Annotated in this window: 20 protein-coding genes and 1 pseudogene; 10 read left to right on the top strand and 11 right to left on the bottom strand. The window is 24.6% G+C overall.

All coding sequences use genetic code 11. The features are described from left to right. Window positions 1-18: 18 nt before the first annotated feature. Genes CQA44_RS01605 through miaA form a run of 4 tightly spaced genes read left to right on the top strand, consistent with a single transcriptional unit; the run spans window position 19 to window position 3624 of the window. Window positions 19-1518 carry a YifB family Mg chelatase-like AAA ATPase gene (locus tag CQA44_RS01605; RefSeq protein WP_115545531.1) on the top strand — a complete coding sequence of 500 codons (1500 nt, stop codon included), beginning with the start codon at window positions 19-21 and terminating at the stop codon, window positions 1516-1518. Between the two features lie 38 nt (window positions 1519-1556). Next, window positions 1557-1955, top strand: coding sequence for a flagellar assembly protein FliW (fliW, locus tag CQA44_RS01600; protein ID WP_115545530.1), 399 nt, complete (start codon window positions 1557-1559; stop codon window positions 1953-1955). Continuing rightward, on the top strand, window positions 1952-2755 hold the full coding sequence (gene proC / locus CQA44_RS01595) for a pyrroline-5-carboxylate reductase (protein ID WP_115545529.1): 804 nt from the start codon (window positions 1952-1954) through the stop codon (window positions 2753-2755). The genes fliW and proC overlap by 4 nt, the downstream gene beginning before the upstream one ends. Further along, complete coding sequence (gene miaA / locus CQA44_RS01590) at window positions 2752-3624, top strand: tRNA (adenosine(37)-N6)-dimethylallyltransferase MiaA (protein ID WP_115545528.1); 873 nt, start codon at window positions 2752-2754, stop codon at window positions 3622-3624. Before proC ends, miaA begins: the two co-directional genes overlap by 4 nt. A gap of 30 nt (window positions 3625-3654) precedes the next feature. On the opposite strand, the gene CQA44_RS13470 is transcribed toward miaA, so the two are convergent. The 9 genes and pseudogenes from CQA44_RS13470 to dnaA form a co-directional block, all read right to left on the bottom strand. Next, window positions 3655-3810 carry an energy transducer TonB gene (locus CQA44_RS13470; protein WP_408941370.1) on the bottom strand — a complete coding sequence of 52 codons (156 nt, stop codon included), beginning with the start codon at window positions 3808-3810 and terminating at the stop codon, window positions 3655-3657. A 40-nt stretch (window positions 3811-3850) separates the two neighbouring features. Further along, entirely contained in the window at window positions 3851-4030 is a 180-nt protein-coding gene (locus tag CQA44_RS13465) for a hypothetical protein (RefSeq protein ID WP_220272135.1), read from the bottom strand. Between the two features lie 329 nt (window positions 4031-4359). After that, the gene (locus tag CQA44_RS01580) at window positions 4360-5106 is read right to left on the bottom strand and encodes a bifunctional 2-polyprenyl-6-hydroxyphenol methylase/3-demethylubiquinol 3-O-methyltransferase UbiG (RefSeq protein ID WP_115545527.1); all 747 of its coding nucleotides are present in this window, start codon (window positions 5104-5106) and stop codon (window positions 4360-4362) included. 250 nt (window positions 5107-5356) lie between these two features. After that, the gene (locus tag CQA44_RS13125) at window positions 5357-5485 is read right to left on the bottom strand and encodes a hypothetical protein (protein ID WP_258864870.1); all 129 of its coding nucleotides are present in this window, start codon (window positions 5483-5485) and stop codon (window positions 5357-5359) included. A 242-nt stretch (window positions 5486-5727) separates the two neighbouring features. After that, window positions 5728-6268: pseudogene (locus CQA44_RS01575) on the bottom strand (restriction endonuclease). Continuing rightward, window positions 6261-7184 (bottom strand): SAM-dependent methyltransferase, encoded by a 924-nt coding sequence (locus CQA44_RS01570; protein WP_115545526.1) that lies wholly within the window; start codon window positions 7182-7184, stop codon window positions 6261-6263. Before CQA44_RS01570 ends, CQA44_RS01575 begins: the two are co-directional and overlap by 8 nt. Before the next feature lie 4 nt (window positions 7185-7188). Further along, a complete protein-coding gene (gene gyrB, locus CQA44_RS01565) occupies window positions 7189-9501 on the bottom strand; it encodes a DNA topoisomerase (ATP-hydrolyzing) subunit B (RefSeq protein WP_115545525.1) in 2313 nt (770 codons plus the stop codon). 13 nt (window positions 9502-9514) lie between these two features. Beyond that, a complete protein-coding gene (dnaN, locus tag CQA44_RS01560; RefSeq protein ID WP_115545524.1) occupies window positions 9515-10609 on the bottom strand; it encodes a DNA polymerase III subunit beta in 1095 nt (364 codons plus the stop codon). A 133-nt stretch (window positions 10610-10742) separates the two neighbouring features. Further along, window positions 10743-12068 (bottom strand): chromosomal replication initiator protein DnaA, encoded by a 1326-nt coding sequence (gene dnaA / locus CQA44_RS01555; protein ID WP_115545523.1) that lies wholly within the window; start codon window positions 12066-12068, stop codon window positions 10743-10745. A gap of 95 nt (window positions 12069-12163) precedes the next feature. Between dnaA and ruvC the strand changes: the two genes are divergently transcribed. After that, the gene (ruvC, locus tag CQA44_RS01550) at window positions 12164-12643 is read left to right on the top strand and encodes a crossover junction endodeoxyribonuclease RuvC (RefSeq protein WP_181881736.1); all 480 of its coding nucleotides are present in this window, start codon (window positions 12164-12166) and stop codon (window positions 12641-12643) included. A gap of 2 nt (window positions 12644-12645) precedes the next feature. Then, entirely contained in the window at window positions 12646-13620 is a 975-nt protein-coding gene (locus CQA44_RS01545; protein ID WP_115545521.1) for a lipid A deacylase LpxR family protein, read from the top strand. Between the two features lie 262 nt (window positions 13621-13882). On the opposite strand, the gene CQA44_RS01540 is transcribed toward CQA44_RS01545, so the two are convergent. Continuing rightward, on the bottom strand, window positions 13883-17107 hold the full coding sequence (locus tag CQA44_RS01540; RefSeq protein ID WP_115545520.1) for a hypothetical protein: 3225 nt from the start codon (window positions 17105-17107) through the stop codon (window positions 13883-13885). 195 nt (window positions 17108-17302) lie between these two features. On the opposite strand from CQA44_RS01540, the gene prfB reads away from it, so the two are divergent. Next, on the top strand, window positions 17303-18397 hold the full coding sequence (gene prfB, locus CQA44_RS01535; protein ID WP_115545519.1) for a peptide chain release factor 2: 1095 nt from the start codon (window positions 17303-17305) through the stop codon (window positions 18395-18397). A gap of 35 nt (window positions 18398-18432) precedes the next feature. Here prfB and ybeY read toward each other — a convergent pair whose 3' ends face one another. Then, the gene (ybeY, locus tag CQA44_RS01530; RefSeq protein ID WP_115545518.1) at window positions 18433-18879 is read right to left on the bottom strand and encodes an rRNA maturation RNase YbeY; all 447 of its coding nucleotides are present in this window, start codon (window positions 18877-18879) and stop codon (window positions 18433-18435) included. Between the two features lie 92 nt (window positions 18880-18971). Between ybeY and speA the strand changes: the two genes are divergently transcribed. Genes speA through dnaG form a run of 3 tightly spaced genes read left to right on the top strand, consistent with a single transcriptional unit; the run spans window position 18972 to window position 23176 of the window. Continuing rightward, on the top strand, window positions 18972-20831 hold the full coding sequence (gene speA, locus CQA44_RS01525) for an arginine decarboxylase (RefSeq protein ID WP_115545517.1): 1860 nt from the start codon (window positions 18972-18974) through the stop codon (window positions 20829-20831). Continuing rightward, window positions 20828-21541, top strand: coding sequence for a serine O-acetyltransferase (gene cysE, locus CQA44_RS01520; protein WP_115545516.1), 714 nt, complete (start codon window positions 20828-20830; stop codon window positions 21539-21541). Before speA ends, cysE begins: the two co-directional genes overlap by 4 nt. A 9-nt stretch (window positions 21542-21550) precedes the next feature. Further along, the gene (dnaG, locus tag CQA44_RS01515) at window positions 21551-23176 is read left to right on the top strand and encodes a DNA primase (protein WP_115545515.1); all 1626 of its coding nucleotides are present in this window, start codon (window positions 21551-21553) and stop codon (window positions 23174-23176) included. The last annotated feature ends 7 nt before the right edge of the window (window positions 23177-23183 follow it).

Genomic DNA, 23183 nt, shown 5'->3' with positions numbered 1-23183 from the left:
TTTTGTAATGGATAAACAATGGTAAAAAAGCTACTTTGTGCCACTAGATTTGGCATAGGTGCAAAAATAATTCAAGTAGAATCTAGTTTTTCAAAAGGACTACCTAGCTTTGTAATAACAGGTCTTGCAGGAAACTCTATACAAGAAGCTAAGCAGAGAATTAGTGGAGCATTAGCAAATAATAATTTTCAATCTCTAAATTTTAAAATAACAATTAACCTATCCCCATCAGACTTATCTAAAAATGGAAGTCATTTTGATTTGCCCATAGCACTTTTAATAGCCCTGCAAAAACAAGAGTTAGATTTAACAAATTGGTTTGTATTTGGCGAATTAGGGCTTGATGGATATATAAAAGATACAAACTCTATATATCCACTATTATTAGAAATCTCAAAAACTCATAAAAAAAGTAATGTATTATTGCCAAAGGAAGGAGAGAAATTATATTCAAATATTCCAAATTTACAGATTTATTATGCCTCTAATTTACTTGAGGCAATAGAAATATTAAAAAATCCTACAAATATGGCAAAATGCTATGATTTTAGCTTTAAAAGTATAGAAATAAATTCTAAAAAATATTATTATGAAGAAAATTTTTTGTTTGATTTTTATGATATTAAAGGACAGAGCTTTGCTAAAAGAGCAGCATTAATCGCAGTTGCTGGAATGCATAATATAGTTTTTGAAGGAAGTCCGGGCTGTGGGAAAAGTATGATTGCAAAAAGAATGCGCTACATTATGCCCCCTATTTCATTTGAAGAAATGTGTGAATGTGCTAGTATAAATGCACTAAACAATAATGATGGTGAGTATTGTGCATTAAGACCTTTTAGAAATCCTCATCAAAGTAGTTCAAAATCTGCAATCCTAGGCTCTGTTTTTCAAAGTGATGCAAAACCCGGTGAAATATCACTAAGCCATAATGGGATATTATTTTTTGATGAATTATTGAATTTTCATAAAAGTATATTAGAATCTTTAAGGGAACCTTTAGAAAACAATGAATTAAGCATATCTCGTGTAAATATTAAGGTAACTTATCCTACTTGTATTTTATTTGTTGGAGCTATGAATCCCTGTCCTTGCGGAAACTTATATAGTAGTTCTAAAGAATGTAGATGTAATGAAATAGAAATTAGAAAATATAGAAATAAACTATCTGAACCACTAAGAGATAGAATTGATATTTTTATAAAAATGGAAGAAAATAGAAGTGAAGAGAGGATTAGCTCAATTGAATTATTTAAACAGGTTTTAGATGCTTTTAGTATGCAAAAAAGTAGAAATCAAGGTAAATTAAATGGAAAATTAAATGATAGTGAAATTGAAAAATTTTGTGCTTTAAATGAAGAAAATCTAAATCTTTTAGAATTAGCAGTGCAAAGATATGGATTAAGTTTTCGTGGAAGACAAAAGATATTAAAAGTAGCAAGAAGCATAGCAGATTTAAATAAATCTGAAAATATTAAAAAAGAACATTTGCTTGAATCATTGTCATACAGAATAATTTAAAGTAAAATATTAAATTACAATAATAAGGAATGAAGATAATGGAATTTGAAGTAAAATCTCCAATATTAGGCTTTGAAAATATCACAAAAATGAAACTAGAAAAGATAGATGATATTTTTATGAAATTAACAAATTCTTCTTCAAGCTCACCTGCATTCACACTTGTAAATCCATTTGTTTTATGTGAATATAGCTTTGAGATTCCAACTGCTATTCAAGTCTTATTAGATATAAATGAAAAAAGTAAAAATATCTTAATTGCAAATATTATGGTAGTTTATAAAGAAATTAAAGATTCTACTATAAATTTTATAGCACCACTTGTATTTAATTTTGACAACCATACTATGGCTCAAGTTGTCTTAGATATTACAAAATATCCTCAATACAATATTGCAGAACCTATATCAAATTTTATAAAAGGAAATGAATTATGAAAAAAATTACGATTATAGGCTATGGAAAAATGGCAAAAGCAATAGCCTGTGGATTAAATGATAAATTTTCAATTGAGGTTGCTGGTAGAAATGAATATAAGCTAAAATCTTTTATAAAAGATAATAATCTCTCTAATGCTATCATATATCAAGCAAATCATAATTCTAATTCAGAAAATAACAATGATTTAGCAAATAATACTATCGATTTAGAAGGTAAAGATGTAATTTTAGCAATCAAGCCATATGCACTTGATAGTTTTATATATAAGAATAAAGCAAATAATCTTTATAGCATAATGGCTGGAATCTCAATAGAAAAAATAAAAAGTTTAATACAAGCAAATGAGTATTTCCGCGTTATGCCAAATATTGCTTCATTTGTTGGTGCTGGTGTTAATGTAATATATGCAAAACATTTAGATTCTTATAAAAAAGCTAGTGAAATTTTTAGTATGCTTGGCAAATGTATCTTTGTAGATAAAGAATCTTTAATAAATCCGGCAGGAGCAATATCTGGTAGTGGAACTGCGTATCTTGCAATAGTAGCAGAAGCAATGATTGATGCAGGTGTTAGAGAGGGAATAAACCTAGATACTTCAAAAGAGATTGTTCGTGGGCTTTTTAGTGGATTTGCAAAATTATTTGAAAATAGTGAAGCAAATCAAATTAAATTAGATACTACTAGCCCTGGAGGAACAACAGCAGAAGCATTAAAAATTTTAGAAAATAGAGCTATTAGAAGTGCTTTTATAGATGCTATTCACAAAGCTAATAAAAAGGCGCATAGAATTTCTTGAATGCAATTATTGGTGCTAGTGGAAGTGGAAAAAGCTCACTTGGAATTTATTTAGCAAAAAAATTTAAATTAAATATTTTTTCAATTGATAGCTTAAGTATCTATAAATATATTGATATAGCTTCTGCAAAACCCTCTAAAGATGATTTAAAACAAATCAAACATTATGGTATAGATTTATTAAATCCTGATGAAAAATGTAGTGCAAAATTATTTTTTGATTTATTAAAACAAACCCCACAAGATAGATTATTAATAGTTGGAGGAAGTAGCTTTTATCTAAAATCAATTATGGATGGTCTATCTCCTATGCCAAAAAGTCCAAATTTAATAGATTTAAAGTTAGATTCTATCGTTAGAAATAAACAAGAAGCGCATAAATTATTATCAAAAATAGATTCTAATTATGCCTCAAAAATAAATCCTAATGATAAATATAGAATTAAAAAAGCCCTAGAAATATACTTTTTAACAAACAAATCTCCTAGTGAATTTTTTAAACAAAACAAAAAAGAAAAATTACAGACTAAAATTAATATTTTTGAGTTAATTAAGCCAAAAGAGACTCTAAAAAGTGATATTAAAATAAGAGTTGATAGTATGCTTAAAAATGGCATTATAGATGAAGTAAATTTTCTTAAAAAAAATTTTAAAAATAGTTTAACCTTTAGAGCCATTGGCATAAAAGAAACTTTATTATATTTAGAAAATAAATTATCACTTGATGAATTAAAAGAACAAATCACAAAAAATACCATAGCCCTTGCAAAAAGGCAAACTACTTTTAATAGAACGCAATTTAGCAATGTAACTCGTGGTAATGCTACTGAATTAATAAATATTTTAGAAAAATATTATGAAAATAATTAATTTCTATAAGCTAAAGTAATTTTTAGATATCTATCTTTTTTTAGGCTTTGGAAAGGACTTTGATGCTCTATTAATAGTATTTATACTTAAATAATCTAATTTTTTATTTCCGCTTGTATTAAGAATTACTAAATCTTTTAATTCCCCTTTTTTACTAATAATAAATTCAATTTCAGTATATCCTATACCTCTTACATACCCTTTTTTAGAATGATATTTATTAATATTAAGTGAGAGATTTTTTACTTAGACTTTTAGCAGAATCACTATCTAAATTTAAAATATCAATACAAAAGGATAAAATTAAATATAAAACTATGCTAAATACAAATTTAATACAAAGAATAATCAATGTAAAAATAATATTAGTAAGAGAACCCATAAGCCAATAAATTATATTTAGCAAAGTATTATAAAGGTCAGCTATGATTTTAATAAACTTAGTGCTACTCCAAAACTAGCTCCATTTAAAACCCCTAAAATACTAGGTGAAACTAATAGATTTCCAATTATCCCTTGATATAATTATACACTTAATGCTAAAGAAACTTAAATAATTACTGCTGTAATAACTCACGGGAATATAATATCATTAATTAGAGAGGATTCTATACTATTATTAGTATAGAATAATTTAATACATCTAAAAAATTAACCTTTATCTCACCAACACAAAGTGCTATAAAAATAGCAATTAATAAAATAATAGAGTTAAAATTAAAATCTTATTTTGCATTATTTTTTTATTAAAGCTATTCCAATTTCCCTACTATGTTTATAGCTAATCTCTCCATTAACTGAATATTTTTGAATATGTAAATTAATTAATTCATCATTTGCTATTGTATTATGTGCATTTATATGCCATTTTATATTATCAAATGTTTTTGCTTTATCTTCTTTATATATAAAATCACTATTTTTATAACAAACTTTAATATTACTATATCCTAATTCATTTAACCAAATTAATACATTTGGAAGTCCAACAGGAAGCTCTAATTTTATATTATGTAATTTCATAATTTCTTCTAAAAATTCACATTTTCTAAATCTTCCCCAACCAATATAACAAAAATATTCATTACAAATAGAAAGTGCCTTTATAAAACCCTCTTTATTATTTAATGCTGGAGTCATTGAAGCAAAGGCTATATCAAAGTTTTCTTTTATCTCAAAATCTTCCCAAGAGCTTTGAATACAAGTAATATTATTTAAATTTAAGATTTTAGAATCCTCTATTAGATTTTTAAGCATTAAGCTTGAAATATCTATAGCAGTAACTTTTTTTGCAAATTTTGCAAGATTAAAGCTAAAGCGTCCATTTCCACAACCTATATCAATAATACTCTTATTATTAAAAATAACACCATTTTCTTTAAAAAATTCTAAAATTTCTATACTATCACTACAATCATTCCTAAGTCTAGGAAATGTCTGTGCCTTTCTCTCCCATATTTCTTTAAGTGTTTTTGTATCCATTATTATTTACTTTTATATTTAATAATTACTCTTTAATTCTTTTATATGACTCGTTACTTATAGGAAATAAAAATGTATTAAAAAATTCTTTTGCTATTTTTTCTGCTTCCAATGGACTTAATAAATTACTATAAATTTTAGAAAATGAATAAGGAATTTCTATAATATATATAATGCTAGGTGGCTTACAAATAAGCCACTAAGTAGGAGTATTATATATTCTTTTGTTTTTAATTTCATTTATATTCTTTCATTTTTTTGATGGAAAATTTAATAATTCTTTATAAAATGCAATTTCTCTAACAAAAATAATATCAGGATTTGCCTTTGTTAAAATTTCAAAATTAATCCCTACATAATCTAAATTACAATTAATCACATTAATTCTTCCTATTTTATAAGCAAGGTCATTTCATCATTAGATTTGTCGCATTGTGTTTTTAATCCATCTATACTTTATGTAAAATATATTGTTGGTCTATCTTTTATTTTTTTATTTAAATCTATATTAAAAAAATTTTAAAATATCGTATTTAAGGATTTAAAATGAAATATAAATTTTATATGGTAAGTAAAATTAAAAATCTAAATATCTAGATTCTTAACTTCTTTTGCGTGTTTTTAAAATAAACATTTTAATTCATCTATTAATGTTTCACCATTTTTTAATTCTTTTAGATTCAAAGTAAGTTTTAAATTCACAGAATTACCAGGATTCATTGCAACAAGTTGCTTTGGTTTGTTATTAATTTTTATAAATTCTTTTCTAAGTTTATGGTCATAGATATAGTCTTGTCTTTTATCTATAATATAATAATATATATCATCATAAGTTAAACCCAATAAAATGATGTTCATAATTATATTTTGGATTAATACCACTAAATTGAAAAGTATTGTTTTTAAGTCCCTTTCTTGCTGTTTTTATTTCTATCTTTTTACCATTTGATAAAATATCAAATTCATCGTGGATTATTTCTTTATCAATATTATCTAAAGAAATACCGCTTTCTTTAAAAAGCTCTTTTATAAATTTTTCCCCAATCTGTCCTATGGCATTTCCCTCAAAGTCTTTAATCTTATCAAAAATTCCAAATTGTTTATATTGTTGTAATTCTTGATGTTTTTCCTCTATAATCCTTAATAAAAGCTCTTTAAGCATTGCAAAAACCTTCATCTTGCAAAAGCTGAAATATATGTGATTTACCTATATGCCTACAACCATTTGTAGCCAAAGAACTATATTTATTCCAATTAGCATTCAAAAAAAGTTTATCTAATTTTCTTTTAGGTGCATTTTTATTATAAATAATAGCCACTCCACTTTTATATTTAACCTGTGAAAAATCTTTTACAACAGCATTTTCTTTAAAAAATGTGCTAGAGAGATAGAAATTTGCTTTTTTATCAAAAATCCATTCTTTGCCACATTCTCTATTTTTTGCTAAAGAAACCGTTACAACCTTTAAGATATTATGAAATGGCTCTTGTTTTTCCTTTTGTTTATACCAGCTAAATTCTTCCTTTGTGTTTTTATATTTCTTACTCCAAATTTGAAAGCAAGTTTTTACATCTTTTTCCTTACCATTACTTAAATAAAAAGCATTGTGAGGAAGGTTTTCTTCATATAATAAATGAAATTTTTTTACCCTATATCGAATAGAACCTTTACCTAAACTCTGAAAAAATATAGGTAAGATAAAAGCAACAAAGTCGGCATTTTGCGAGTGATTGATAAATTCTAAAGCTAAAACTCCACGATGTCCAAAAGGTGGATTACCTATTATAACTAAAGGTTTTTTAGGTAATTGATAATGAAGATAATTCATCTGTAAAGTATCAAAAGTAGTTTTATGAATATCTATACCAATTTTATTGTGAGGCAAAAGCTTATAAAAACAACCATCTCCAACACTAGGTTCAAGCCAAGTGAATTTCTCTAAATTTTCATATTGAGAGATGATTTCTTTTGTTTTATTAAAAAAATATACTGCAATCTCTGGTTTTGTAAAATATTCATCAAAATAATTATTTTGATTATTTTTCATTATCCCACCATTGACATATTTTAAATTCATTTTTTTAAATATCTAGATTCTTAACTTCTTTTGCGTGTTTTTGTATGAAATCTCTTCTTGGTTCAACTTCACTTCCCATAAAGAGCCTAATTTTTTCATCACTTAAAAATTCATCACCTATTTTTACTCTTATTAATGTGCGATTTTCTTTAGTCATTGTAGTTTCCCAAAGTTGATTTGGATTCATCTCACCTAAACCTTTATATCTTTGTATTGAAGCACCTTTTTTAGCACTATTTTCTATCTCTTCTAAAAATTCTATTAAATCTTTATTTTGAAGAAAACTTAATTCTCTATCTTTTATCTTATTATAAATTTTTTGTGCATCAATAAAATAATTATCATTAAATAAATCATAATTAATTTTTAATTCTTGAAGTCCTGATTTTGTCTGAACATATAACATAATATAATTTTCATTAACAAATTTATTCAAAATATTGCAATTACTTTGTATTAAATAAGATTCTACATTTTCACAAAGATTTTCTATACTTAAATCTTTTAGATTCTCATTTTCAATAAAATATCTAATAATATTATTGGAAAAATATATTTTTTCTAATTTTTTAAGTAAAGCTCTATAATTTGAAATATTTTTTAATATATCAATTAATTCAATATTTCCTATACCATCAAAACTAAAATTTTCAATACCATTTTCAATTAAAAATGAACTTAAATGTTTTTCATCTTTTAAATATATTTCTTTTTTACCCTTTTTAAATAAATATAATGGAGGTTGTGCAATATAAATATGTCCATTATCAATTAATGGTCTAAGATATTTATAAAAAAATGTAAGAAGTAAAGTTTGAATATGACTTCCATCAACATCTGCATCTGTCATTAAAATAATTTTATGATAACGCAATTTTTCTAAATTAAATTCATCATCGATACCACAACCAAATGCAGTAATCATATTTATAATTTCATCAGTTTTGAGAATCTTATTAATATTACTTTTTTCAACATTTAAAATTTTTCCTCTTAATGGAAGTATTGCTTGATATGTTCTATCTCTACCTGTTTTTGCACTACCACCAGCAGAATCTCCCTCAACTAAAAATATTTCAGATATGCTTGGATCTTTACTTTGACAATCAGCTAATTTTCCCGGAAGTGTCCCAAAACTATTTGTTTCTTTTCTAGTTAGTTCTCTTGCTCTCTTAGCTGCTTCTCTTCCTTTTGCTGCTAAAAGTGCTTTTTGTATTATTGCTTTTGCATCATTTGGATTCTCTTCAAAAAATTTTGAAATTTTTTCATAAGTTAATCTATTGACAATATTTCTAACAAATGAATTTCCTAATTTTCCTTTAGTTTGTCCTTCAAATTGTGGGTCCATAACTCTAGTAGAAACAATAGCAACAAGTCCTTCTCTAATATCATCACCTTGAATTTTAGAATCTTTTTCTCTACTATTTATATTATTTTCAATATAGTTTATAATTGCACGACTAAGACCCATTCTAAAACCACTTTCGTGTGTTCCACCCTCAACTGTTCTAATATTATTCACAAAACTAAGTAATTTTTCATTATATGAATTATTATATGCTAATGCAATATCAATTTCAACTTCACCATCTTTATCACTAAAACTAATTATTTGTGATATTAGTTCATTTTTATTAATATCTTCTACAAATTGTTTAAGCCCCCCTTCAAAATGAAATTTTTCATTTGTATTAGTAATCTTATCAATAAAATTTATTTCAATATTTTTGTTTAGATATGCCATTTCTTTAAAACGATTTCTTAAAATTTCACTATCAAATTTTGTAATTTCCATAATTTCATCATCAGGAATAAACTCAATTGTAGTTCCATTTTTCTTAGTATTACCAATTATTATTAAATCTGTTTGTGGTATTCCTTTTTTAAACTCTTGTTGATAAATATTACCATTTTTATAAATTGTCATAATTAATTTTTTACTTAGTGCATTTACAACACTAACACCAACTCCGTGAAGCCCCCCAGAAACTTTATATGTATCTTTATCAAATTTACCACCAGCATGGAGAACTGTTAAAACAACTGTTGCAGCAGGTATATTTTCACCCTCGTGAATATCCACAGGAATTCCTCTACCATTATCTTCTACTATTACACTTCCATATTCACTTAAAGTTATATTTATATTAGAGCAAAATCCTGCCATTGCTTCATCAATAGAATTATCTACAACTTCATAAACCATATGATGAAGTCCATTAATATTAGTATCACCTATATACATTCCTGGTCTTTTTCTTACCGCTTCAAGACCTTTTAGAACTTTTATATTCTTAGAACTATATGCATTATTCATAAAATTTTGCCTTTTATATTAATATTGGCATCATTGTTAAAATAAAATTATCACTTTTCAAAATACAAGCTGAATTTTTCTTTTCATTTATACCAAATTCAAAATTTTGAGTATCAATATTTACAATAAAATCTAAAATATGTTTTGAATTTACACAAATCATTATATCTTCATTTATTGAATTTATAAATTCTTTATTTAATTCTTCATTAAGTTCAATTTCTGTATTAGCATTTGAATCTTCTTCACTTATAGATTCAAAATTTATTTTATTTTTACTAAATATTATTTTTACTTGATTTGAAATAGAATTTATTATTTTAAGAGATTCTATCATTTGTTCTTTATTTATTTGGATTTTGTATTTTATTTCTTTTGGAATTACTCTTTCATAATCTATAAAATTTCCATTTGGGATTCTAGTCCAGAATGTATATTTTTCATTTTCAATTATTATTGTATTTTCATTAAAATATATATTCGAATCTTCATTAAAGAATTTTTGAATCTCTGATATTGCTTTTTTTGGAAACATAAAATTTATTTTATCAACTGATTGATTATTAAAGCTTATAACCTCAAGTCTTTTTGTATCTGTTGCAACAAAATTAAATTTATATTCTTTTATATCAATTAATGCATTTCTATATTCTGCTCTTGGATTATTTATTTCTATTACAGGAAGTAATTTTTTAAGAGATTCTATTAAGTTTTTTGAATCTATATTTATTTTTGATTTTTCATAATTTTGTGGGAATTCTGGGAAATTATCAGCTACGAAACTAGGAAGTTTTATAGTTGATTTCCCCTGTTTAATTTCTAATTTATCATCTTTACTTTGTAAAGTTATTTTATCATCTTTCAAATTTTTTAAAGAATCTAAGAATTTTTTTCCATCTACTGTTATTATTTCATCATTTTCTATACTCTCATTTTGAATCTTTGCTTTTATTCCTATTTCATAATCTGTTGCTTTTAATATTATATTATCATCTTTTGTTTGTATTAATATATGAGATGTTATTTGGCTTTTATCTCTTTTTTCTAAAAATGATTGAAAATTACTAATTATATTTTCTATGTTGCTTTTATTTATCGTTATTTTCATTTTTTCTCCTGTAATATAAAATTATTATTAATAGTATGTATTGTGAAATATGTGAAATATTTTTAAAATACCTTAGTATGAATAAATTTATATCATAAAAATCATATTGGTATTTTCACATAAAAGTCTTTAATTAATTATTATTTTTTAAATCTTTTATTTTAATTTCTACTTCTTCAATTTTAATTTTAAGTTCATTATTAATTTCTACTTCTTCTTGTATTTTTTTCATAGCTTTACTTATAGTGCTGTGGTCTTTCATACTTAATATTTTAGCTAATTCAGGCATAGAATTTGTAGTTAATTTTCTTCCTAAAAATATGACTATTTTTCTAGCAAATAATATATTTTTTGTTCTTTTTTTACTTTTTATTTCAGATTGTTTTATATTCATAACTTTTGATACAGAATCTATTATATCTTCTAGGTTTATTTTTTCATTATTATTTTTTTTAAAGTTTTTAATTGTATTTTTTACTAAATCAATTGTTATTTCTTGATTCATAATTGATGAAAATGAATTTATTGTAGTTAGGATTCCTTCAATTGTTCTAATATTATTATTAATATTTAATGCTATAAATTCTATTATTTCATCATTTAATTGTATTAAATCAAGCTCGCATTTTTTTTTGATTATCTCAATTTTTGTTTCAAGCTCTGGAGGATTAATTTTAGATATTATTCCTGATTCAAATCTTGATTTTAGTCTTTCTTCTATTCCTATTAAGTCCTTTATTGGTTTATCTGAGGTTAGAACTATTTGTTTATTATTATCTTTTAATATATTAAAAGTATGAAAAAATTCTTCTTGTATAGTGTGCTTTCCACTAAAAAATTGTATATCATCGATTAATAAATAATCGCAATTTCTATATTTATTTCGGAATCTATCCATACTTTTATTATTTAAATGAGTTATATAATCATTTAAAAATTCCTCGCTTGTAATTAGAATTACATTTTTATTATTTATATTGTAATTTCCTATGGCATTTAATAAATGTGTTTTTCCTAGTCCCGTATCACCACTGATAAATAAGGGATTATAACTTTTTGCTTGATTCTTAGCTACTTCTTTAGAAAGATTAAAAGAAAATTTATTAGATTCACCAATTACAAAGCTTTCGAATGTAAAAGAAGGATTTAAAATAGAGCTTTTATAAACATTTGGAATAATTTTAAAATTATATTTTGTATCTTTAGAGCTTTTTTCATTTTGTTCTTTTAAAATTATTTTTATTTCTGGTTTTATTTCTGTATGTATTTCAAATAATGATGCAATTTTATTAATATAATTTCTTTTTATCCAATTTAATAAAAATATATTATTTACTTCTAAAACTTTTAGATTTGAATCTGAATTTTTTTCATTAAATCTAATATTTTTTATATATTTTTCATATTCATTTTGACTTAAGTCTTTTTTTAAATCTTGTAATATATCATTCCATATCATAAAATCACCCCATTTTAGCTTTGATTTACACTTGAAATTATTGTGAAATTATTGTGAAATTATAGTGATTTTTAGTTGAATTTATAAGGCTAATTATGAATATATTAGGAATTGACCCTGGAACTAAAAATTGTGGTTATGCAATAATTAAAGGTGAAAAAAATAAATTATTTTTGCTTGAGGCAGGATTAATAAAAATAAAAGAGACTAAATTACAATATCAAATAGCAGAATTTAATGAAGGAATAAATTTAATATTAAAAAATTTTATTATAGATTCTGTTGCAATTGAAGATATTTTCTTTGCTTATAATCCAAAAAGTGTTATAAAATTAGCACAATTTAGAGGTGCAATTAGCTTTAAAATTATACAAGAAATAGGTAATTTTTATGAATATACCCCACTTCAAATAAAAAAATCTATAACAGGAAATGGTAAGGCAGATAAGAATCAAGTTGCATTTATGGTAAAAAAACTTTTAGGTATTACTAAAGAAATTAAACCACTTGATATAACTGATGCAATAGCTATTGCAATTACTCACTTTAATCATATAAAAATTTTAAAGGATTAGAATTGAAAATTAAAATATACTTTCTTGTAATACCTTGTTTTTTATTATCTAATCAATTTGATAATTTTAAAAAAAATGAAAATCAAATAATTAGTATTTTAACTGAAAATGATGCTTATTTTGAACCATTTATAAAATCTGATAAATACTATACAGCAGGGCATTATATTAGTTATGTTAGTAGTGAATATGAAAATATTTTTTTAAATAAAATAGCACTTCTTTCTTATCTTTATGATAATAATTACTCTAGGTTTAATATAACTTTAAATCAAGAAATTTATACACCCGCCTCAAAATATACTATTCCTCCTCCAAAAAATGATGCACTTTATGGAGCTGCATTTTTTGTAACATTTGGAGTAATAAATAGAACTAGAAATCTTATGGAACAAATTAGTTTAGATATTGGGTTTGTTGGACCTTGGGCATTGGGGAAGCAAATACAGAATGGAATTCATAAAATTACTAATAATAGATCTTCTCTTGGTTGGGATTATCAAATTAAAAATGAATTTTTATTAAATCTTAATTATGGTTTAATTTATAGATGGACTTTTATTGAAGATTTCTTTGATATTTTACCTCAAGCAAATATTTTTCTTGGAAATTCTTATACTGCTATAAGTGCAGGTGCTAGAATGAGGATTGGATATGGTATTAAAAATGATTTTGGAATTCAAAAGTATAAGTCTAAAATCTCACAAATAATAGTAGAAGATGGATTAAAAATATATGCTTTAGTTGGAATAAATGGTTCAATAGTTGGTCGTAATATTTTTATAGAAGGAAATACATTTGGTGGGGTAAAGAGTAATTTAAAATTAAATAGATTTTTATATGAATATGAATTAGGCTTAATGATTGGTTATAAATATATTTCTTTAAGTTATTTATATACTAGAAGTAGCAAAGCATTTAAAACACAAAATGATTTACATAGCTATGGCTCTATTAGATTAGAAATTAGTTTTTAATTTTTTATATAGAATATTAAAAGATTTTAGTTCCTCCTATTTTTTTATATTAATTTATATAAATAATCTTTATTTAAATGTTAATTACCCTAAATTTATAATCTTTATAATTTTAATGAATTCTTTTTAGATTCTTTAACTAATGCTTTGATATAAATAATAAATGAATTTAGAATAATTAGTAATATCACTTATTATAAATATAAAATATTTAAATAACAATTTTAAGTTACTAACTAAAAAAGCTTAGATATAGAATCTTTTAAGATTCTATATCTAGTTTTATAGAAGGACTATTTGTTTTTTTTGGGTTGCTTGGTTTTTTAGCTTTTGGAGTTTGTTGTTTTGGTTTTTCTTCTTTAATTATTTTATTATTTTCTTCTTTATTATCTGCTTGATTAATCATTACATTAAATGAATTTTGCAAATAAATATTTTTAAAGTTTTCATTATAATTTAAATATGGTGCAAACTCAGATACTCTTTGTGCTATATTTACAGGATAGATTCCAATATTTTTATTGCTAAAATTAATTTGTTGTCTTCCTTCTAATGCTCTTAATGAGTTATCAATTATTAAGTTATTTTTTTTATCTTCAGATATAAATTTTATAAATTCATTTGGTAAATATAACTCTTTTGGGTGCTTTGTATTAATATACCAATTTTGAGAGAGAATTTCTGGTTCTGCTTGTAAATATTTACTTAATATTTTTTTATCACAAGTTTTACAATAAATAGCATACTTAAGTATTAATGAAGCAGGATTATTTGTAGTTCCTTTTATATCATTTGTTTTTATTTTACCTCTTGCAATAATTACACCAATGGGTTTGGATTTATTATCTAATCTATCATATATTTCTAAATTATCGTAATTATAAGTTTTTTCATTATTTTTAAATTTTAAATTGAATTTTAAATCAGTAAGTAGGATTTCTTGAGGTTCAATTACATCATTTTGTTTTATATCTCTAGTATTTTTATATTCATCAACTATTTTATTTATTCCAAAATATACTTTTATATTTGAATTTTTATCATTATCAAAATCATTTAAATAAAGATTAATTTTTGAATCTAGCCTATCACTAGCACTTCTTTTAAATTCTATTAATTTATCATTTTTTAGACTTAATTGTATTGAGCCATAATTACAATTTTTATTAATATCTATTACTTCATTTTTATTATTCAATGCTTCAATTTGTATATTTAACATCGGATTATATTTAAATGTAAGTCTATCTTCAATTTGACCATAATATGATATTTTATTATCTGATAAAATATCAGTTTTTATTCTAAAATTTGCAGGGATTATATTTAAATCTTTAGATACTTTAATATTAGTGCATTGTGGCTCTATACTTAATTCATCATTTTTACAAAATTTATCATTATCTTTAATATTAAATTCTATATTTAAATTACCAAGTGCTATTGTATTTGCTACCAATTCAATATATTCATTTTGTAATTTTCCATTTTTGAAGTTTAAATTTATATCTTTTGTGATAAACACATTATCGTTTATATTACTACATCTATTTTTTTGTATAAATGAAACATTGTCTTTTGTTGCAATTAAATCACCATCAAAACCATGATCAATATCTCCTTCCATTGTAAGTGCATTTGATTGTTTAAATTCTATCTTTACATCACCTGCTTTTATGCTAGGAGACATTCCTATTTCATCATCTATAAAATTATATTTAATATCAAATTTTGCAGGAGTTACATTAATGGTATTTGTTACCTTTGTATTATTATCAGTTTTACAAATAATTTGTGATTTATTACTAGATTTTGGGAATCTAATATCAATCTTACCTACAATATTATTTGTATTAAGAAAATATGATTTTTTTATATTTTTACCATAATAGTCTTTTATTTCACAATTAAGTTTTAAATCATTATTACTTAGGTTTATCATATATATAGTATAGATTCTTTTACTTGATGATTTTTTTGTCCAAATGACTTTATCATAAGGCAATAAACTATCATATAAACATTTTAAATCACCATAACATTCTTTATTAAATTTATCATAAGCATCTTTTTCTACTATTAAAAAATCATCATTTTTATTTAAATTATCATTTGTTGTAATTTGTTTTGTATTTTCTAAATTTTTATCATCTGCTTTTACATCTTTAGATTCTGTATTATCTTTTGTAATTTCTTCTTTTGTAGATTTTTGCGGTTCATTATTTAAATTATCATTTTCTTTAGCATCATTTTTAATTTCATCTTTTAAAGTAGAATTAGTAGAATCTTTATCTATATTAGAATCTAAATCCTTAGAAACATTATCTTCAGATTCTTTATCTTTTATTGTATCTTCTTTAGAATTTTCATTACTAGCTAATAATGAAAGACTTTGTTCTTCTTTATTTTCTTGCGTTTTAGTATTTTTTGCTAGATATTTTTCTTTTATTTCATCACTAAATGCAATTGTTGTTGGAATATTACATTTTCCATAATTTTGTTCACTTATTTTTGCATCAGGAAATATTTCTTTTAAGTTTCTATTATCATTTGAGCTAATTTTCCCACCCTCAATAAAAATATCATAATTTGGAATTAAGTTTTGCCTTGCAATTGCTATTTTATAGCTTTTTTCATCAATTTTTTTATTACTAAATGCTATTAAATTATCAAAGCAATTTCCTTCATCTACATTGCAAATTGAATTTGTATCACTTGGCTTATCTTTGGAAGTATTTTTAACTTTAAATAATCTTTTTAAAAAATATTTTTTATTGTCTATATCAAGTGGATTAACTTCTGGTCCACAAATTAAATTATCACTATATGGCGTAACTTCTCCATCAGATGAGATAGAAAATACATTATCTACATTTAAAGCAGTCTCCATATCCCCCCTTTGTATGGCTTCATCTTTATTAATTGTATCTATGAAATCTTTTTCATAAATTCCGCCATAAAAAGTGTTTAAATTAATATTTGATTTTCCTTTAGGCATAATAATAGCTGATACATTTAATAAAGAACCTCTTTGAAGTATTAAATTGCTTTTATTGTTTGTCCCCTCAATTATCTCTAAAATAATATTTTTAGGTTTTTTTGAATTAAACCTAATACCACTATCTATTATAACATCGCCAGCCGCTCTTAATAATATATTATTTTGTTTTATATTTACTAGCTTTGTTTTAATTAAATTAGAATCATTATTTAAAACTATTCCTTCAGTTAAATATCCTTTTTTATTCTCAATAATAGAGCAATCTATTACAGAATATTCTTCATCATCAATTTGTGCATTACCATTGTATATACAAGCGGTATATTCCATATAAATATTATTTTTATCATCTACAAATTTATGTAATAGTATAGGAGGATTATCAATATCTATTTCACATTCTTCTTGGTTTTTGTTACTAAAATCGCAGTTTTGAGCAAATGCAAAAATCATAACAAAAGATAAAGATAAAATTATTCTAAACATTATTGTCCTTTTTGTGAAATAATTTGCGGATTCTAACTAAAGTTAATTAAAAAACAATATTTTTATATCGCATTTTCTTAGATTTAGATTAGAAATATTAATTATATCTTTTTTATACTTACTCTATTTCCTATTTATATATAAAATATTTTTATAGTATAATTTTGCACTTAAATTACACAATAAAGGCAAATTTTGGATTCTTATGAATATGGCGAATTATTAAAAAATCTAAAAATAAAGGCTCAAAATATTGCAAAAATAATTAAAATTGACGAGCTTCAAAAAGAGCTAGATTCTATTATAGATTTAGAAAAAGATGAATCTTTTTGGATGGATACTAAAAAAATAGCAAATATTGGTAAGAAAAAAAGCAAAATAAATAGAATTTTAGAAATTTACAAACAAGCAAATAAAGCTATAAATGATGCAGATGAGCTATATAATCTAGCAATAAGTGAAGAAGATAATGAGATTTTAGAAAGTCTTTTTAGTGAAGCAGAAGATCTAGAAAATAGTATTAAAAAAATAGAAATTGAAGTTATGTTAAGCGATAAAAATGATTCTTTAAATGCAATAGTTACAATTCAGCCCGGAGCAGGAGGGACAGAATCTCAAGATTGGGGAAGTATTTTATATAGAATGTATCTTAGATGGTGTGAGAGAAGAGGTTTTAAAATAGAGCTTTTAGATTACCAAGATGGAGAAGAGGCAGGAATAAAAGGGGTTGCATTTATAATTAAGGGTGAGAATGCCTATGGATATGCTAAGAGTGAAAATGGTATTCATAGACTTGTTAGAATTTCCCCTTTTGATGCTAATGCAAAGCGACATACGAGTTTTGCAAGTGTCCAAGTAACTCCAGAAATTGATGATGATATTGATATTGTAATTGAGGATAAAGATATTCGCATTGATACTTATCGAGCTAGTGGTGCAGGAGGACAGCATATAAATAAAACAGAATCTGCAATTCGTATTACTCATATTCCAACAGGAATTGTAGTGCAATGTCAAAATGATAGAAGTCAGCATAAAAATAAAGCCACAGCTTTTAAAATGTTAAAATCACGTCTTTATGATTTAGAATTAAAAAAACAAAATAATATTATAGATGAAAAAAGTGAAATTGGCTGGGGGCATCAAATCCGTTCTTATGTCCTTGCTCCATATCAACAAGTAAAAGACTTAAGAAGTAATATTGCTTATAGTAATGTAGATTCTATACTTGATGGTGATATTGATAGTATTATTGAGGGTGTTTTGATTGCAGAAGGAAGTAAAGAATAATAACATTTAAGCTAAAAAACAATCAATTTAAATATTTATATTAAGCTCCTATCAATTAAACTATTTTTAATGCCAAATTTTTTTAGAATCAAAGATTCTTTTTGCCTATGTTCTCCATTATCGGTTTCATGATCATAGCCTAATAAGTGTAAGAGTGCATGTGTAAATAATATTGCTAATTCATATTTTAATGGGTGTTTAAATTTATCTTGTATTTCTATTGCTTTATCGATAGAAATTACAATGCTTCCTAAAATCATCTCAGAAGAATCTAATTTAATGTCTTTATAGTTTAGAGGAAAAGATAAAACATCAGTAGCATAGTCTTTATTTAGATAGGTTTTGTTTAGTTCTTTTATTTTGTTATTATCTACAATTATTAGTTCTACATCGTTTTTGCAAATACTATTTTTAATTTTTTCTAAAAAAATTAAAACATCATTATTGATTATTATATTTGTTTGATTTTCAAAAATTATCACTTATTACCTTTTTAATTTTAAAATTATTATAGATTCTATCATATAGTGTTATAATAAAGCATTCTATAAATATAAATTTAAAGAGGATTTTTGTGTTTGATTATGGAATAAAGTTTTGGTCAAAAGATGATTTTGTTATAGAAGATGGCAAAGTAAAAATTGGTGCAAATAGAAAAATAGCCTTAATTGATGTAGTAAGTAAGGTTAGAGAAAGTGGATATAAAGGACCTTTACTTATAAGATTCCCACACTTAATACAAAAGCAAATTGATAAATTATTTAATTCTTTTAATACATCAATCAAGCAATATAAATATAAAGGTAATTTTAAAGCAGTTTTTCCTCTAAAAGTAAATCAATTCCCAAATTTTATTTTGCCATTAGTTGAAGCATCTATGGATAGAGATTATGGGTTAGAGGCAGGGAGTAAGGCAGAATTAATAATTGCAATGGCTTATACAAATATAAATTCTCCTATAACTGTTAATGGTTTTAAAGATAAAGAGATGATAAATTTAGGATTTATTGCATCAAATATGGGACATAATATAACACTTACAATAGAGGGTTTAAATGAACTTCAAACAATAATTGAAGTAGCAAAAGATATGGGATCACCATATCCAAATATTGGGCTTAGAATTCGTCTTCATTCTATGGGTAGTGGAGTTTGGGCAAAGAGTGGTGGGATAAATTCTAAGTTTGGATTAACTTCAACAGAATTACTTGAAGCTGTAAAACTATTAAAAAAGTCTAATTTAATATCTCAATTTAGTATGATACACTTCCATATAGGAAGCCAAATAAGTGATATTTCACCACTTAAAAAAGCTCTAAGGGAGGCAGGAAATATTTATGCAGAGCTTCGTAAAATGGGTTGCGAGAATCTAAATATTGTAAATATAGGTGGAGGTCTAGCAGTAGAATATACACAGCACCAAGGGTATAATAATCGTAATTATACATTAGATGAATTTAGCGGAGATGTTGTATTTAGCTTAAAAGAAATTGCTAAGAATAAAAAAGAAAAAGAACCAGATATTTTTATTGAGAGTGGAAGGTTTGTGGCTGCCTCTCATGCTGTATTAGTTGCTCCTGTATTAGAATTATTTTCACAAGAGTATGATGAACGAGCTTTAAGATTAAAAGATAAAAATCCAAAATTAATAGAAGAATTACTTGATTTATATAATAGCATTGATGAACGGCATGCTATGGAATACTTGCACGATAGTTTAGACCATATGGAATCTTTGCTTACTCTTTTTGATCTTGGTTATATTGATTTGCAAGATAGAAGTAATACAGAGATTTTAGTTCATTTAATAATAAAAAAAGTAATTAGAATTCTAAAGCATAAAAATCATAATGAGATTCTACAAATTCAAGAACAAATTCAAGAGCGATATTTATTAAATTGTAGTTTTTTTCAAAGTATGCCAGATTATTGGGGGTTAGGACAGAATTTTCCTGTTATGCCTCTTGATAAATTAAATACTCGTCCAACAAGGAGTGCTTCACTTTGGGATATAACTTGTGATAGTGATGGGGAAATAAGTTTTAATAAAAATACACCACTTTTTTTACACGATATAGATATAAAAAATGAAGAATATTTTCTTGGTTTCTTTCTTGTTGGTGCATATCAAGAAGTTCTTGGAATGAAGCATAATTTATTTACTCATCCAACAGAATTTAGTATTATATTAGATGATGATGAAGATTGTGGTTATTTAGTAGAAAATCTACTTGAAGCACAAAATATATTAGATGTTTTAGATGATCTAGACTATGATACAAAAGATATTGAAAGGCGTCTAAAACAAAGGATAGATGATGTAGAAAATTTGAGTGATGAATACAAAAAAGAAGTTTTAGGGCAACTTTATATTATGCTTAGTGAAAATGGATATTTACGAACTATAACTATATCAGGAAAGTCTATAAAATGAGTTTATTTACTTTAATTAAAGAAGATTTTAAAACTATTAGAAAAAAAGACCCAGCTATAAATTCTAATGTAGAGCTTTTTTTTAACTACCCAGGATTAATTGCAATAGTGCATTATAGAATTGCAAATAAGCTTTATAAGAAAAATTTTAGGATTCTAGCTAGAATTATTATGGGATTTACACAATTTATAACAAATATTGATATTCATCCAGCTTGTAGTATTGGAAGGGGTATTTTTATAGATCACGGAATTGGTGTAGTTATTGGTGAGACAGCAATTTTAGAAGATAATATTACTATTTATCAAGGTGTTACATTAGGAGGAGTTAGTTTAGATAAAGTAAAGCGTCATCCAACTATTTTAAGCGGAGTTGTCATAGGAGCAGGAGCTAAAATATTAGGAAATATTACTATTGGCGAGAATGCAAAAGTTGGAGCAAATTCTGTGGTAATTAAAGATGTGCCAGCAAATTCTACTGCCGTTGGGATACCTGCTAAAGTCATACAAAAGGGTAGAATCCAAGATTCTTCTGCAATAAATAAGCTCCCTGATATTGATGCACAGATGTTTAACTATTTATTAAAAAAGATAGAAATTTTGGAGTATAAACTTAATAAAAACTATAAAGAAGAAGAAAGTCAAAAAGAGAAATTAAAAGAGCTAGATAGGATTTATGAAAGCTTTATTAAAACTATAAAAAATAATTAGAGCAATATATTGATTGAAAAAGATTCCATAGATAGACTAAAACAAATTGTTGATATATATGAGGTTATTAGTAGCTATATTGAATTAAGGAGGGCAGGAGTAAATTATACTGCTTGTTGCCCATTTCATAACGAAAAAACACCTAGTTTTGTTGTAAGTCCACAAAAAGGTTACTTTAAATGTTATGGTTGTGGTATTGGTGGTGATAGTATTAGTTTCATAATGGAAAAAGAACATATAGAATTCTATGAAGCAGTAGAAAAGCTAGCTTATATGTATAACTTTACATTAACTTATACTAAAAAAAAGTTAGATTTTAATATCAGTGACTTATTAGAAAAGATTATGAAATATTATCAAAGAAATTTAAATAAGGATATTTTAGACTATCTCTCACAAAGGGGGATAGATAGTTCTTCAGTAGAAAAATTTAGCATTGGATATAGTGGAGAAAATAAGGAGTTTATAGAGTTTTTATTTAAGGAAAATATGCCTTTTGATAAACTCCTTGAGTATGGAATAATTGGCAAAAACACTAATGGATATTATGCTAAGTTTAATTCAAGGATAATGTTTCCCATACATTCACCAAGTGGTAAAGTAGTAGGCTTTGGTGGGAGAATCTTAAATGGTAATATTGCAAAATATATAAATTCACAGCAAAGCAAAGTTTTTAATAAATCTCAACTTCTGTATGGTTATAATCTTGCAAAGGAATCTATTTTTAAAGAAAAGAAAGTAATTATAACAGAAGGTTATATTGATGTTATTATGTTATTTCAAGGAGGTTTTTCTAATAGCGTTGCAACACTTGGCACAGCCCTTACAAAAGAGCACTTACCACTTCTTAGCAAAGGAGATATTGATATTTTATTATGCTATGATGGCGATAAAGCAGGAATTGAAGCAGCATTTAGAGCATCAATTTTGCTTGCTAATAAAAATGGTGGTGTGGTGATATTTGATGATGGCAAAGACCCAGCTGATATTGTAAAAGAGGGTAATATTTCATATTTATTAAAGCTATTAAATAAGCCAATTCCCTTTATTGAATTTATCATTAAACATATTTCAAATAAATATAATTTATTAATACCTTTGCAAAAAGAAAAAGCATTAAATGAGGTTTTAGTATTTTTTAAAAATCTCTCTCCTTTACTAAGAGATGAATATAGAGGTTTTATTTCAAATACATTTCAAATATCTCCATATCTGCTGGATATAAATATTAAAGATATTCCTAAAGTTATAAAACAAAACAAAGTTTCTAAAGAGATAGTAGAAGAGGTTTTAATAAAGTCTATGTTAGATGATAGCTCTCTATTTGAGTTAAGCTTAGAATATTTAAACCCTAGTATTTTTAGTAATAAAAAAGAAGCATATTTAGCTTTATTAAGAGGGGATTTAAAACATAATGAATTAATTGGAATTAATATAAATAATGATATACCATCTTTAAGTATGAATGATTTTAAAGAACAAATGCGTATTTTTATAATGAATTTTTACAAGAAAAAATTAATTTTAATAAGGCAAAATAAAAGTCTAAGTTATGATGAAAAAATATCTTTTGCAAGAGATATACAAAATAAAATTAATATTTTGCAAAGTGGCATTTTAGTTAGAGTAGAGTAGTTAAAGA

This window comes from Helicobacter sp. MIT 14-3879 (genome assembly GCF_003364125.1).
This window is presented reverse-complemented; position numbering and strand designations above follow the sequence as displayed.

What these genes read in the sequence shown, in the direction of transcription:
- CQA44_RS01605 (WP_115545531.1), top strand. Translation starts at nt 19, where the DNA reads ATGGTAAAAAAGCTACTTTGTGCCACTAGATTTGGCATAGGTGCAAAA.
- CQA44_RS01580 (WP_115545527.1), bottom strand. Translation starts at nt 5,106, where the DNA reads ATGGATACAAAAACACTTAAAGAAATATGGGAGAGAAAGGCACAGACA.
- gyrB (WP_115545525.1), bottom strand. Translation starts at nt 9,501, where the DNA reads ATGAATAATGCATATAGTTCTAAGAATATAAAAGTTCTAAAAGGTCTT.
- CQA44_RS01540 (WP_115545520.1), bottom strand. Translation starts at nt 17,107, where the DNA reads ATGTTTAGAATAATTTTATCTTTATCTTTTGTTATGATTTTTGCATTT.
- ruvC (WP_181881736.1), top strand. Translation starts at nt 12,164, where the DNA reads ATGAATATATTAGGAATTGACCCTGGAACTAAAAATTGTGGTTATGCA.
- dnaN (WP_115545524.1), bottom strand. Translation starts at nt 10,609, where the DNA reads ATGAAAATAACGATAAATAAAAGCAACATAGAAAATATAATTAGTAAT.
- cysE (WP_115545516.1), top strand. Translation starts at nt 20,828, where the DNA reads ATGAGTTTATTTACTTTAATTAAAGAAGATTTTAAAACTATTAGAAAA.
- fliW (WP_115545530.1), top strand. Translation starts at nt 1,557, where the DNA reads ATGGAATTTGAAGTAAAATCTCCAATATTAGGCTTTGAAAATATCACA.
- dnaA (WP_115545523.1), bottom strand. Translation starts at nt 12,068, where the DNA reads ATGATATGGAATGATATATTACAAGATTTAAAAAAAGACTTAAGTCAA.
- proC (WP_115545529.1), top strand. Translation starts at nt 1,952, where the DNA reads ATGAAAAAAATTACGATTATAGGCTATGGAAAAATGGCAAAAGCAATA.
- CQA44_RS01570 (WP_115545526.1), bottom strand. Translation starts at nt 7,184, where the DNA reads ATGAATTTAAAATATGTCAATGGTGGGATAATGAAAAATAATCAAAAT.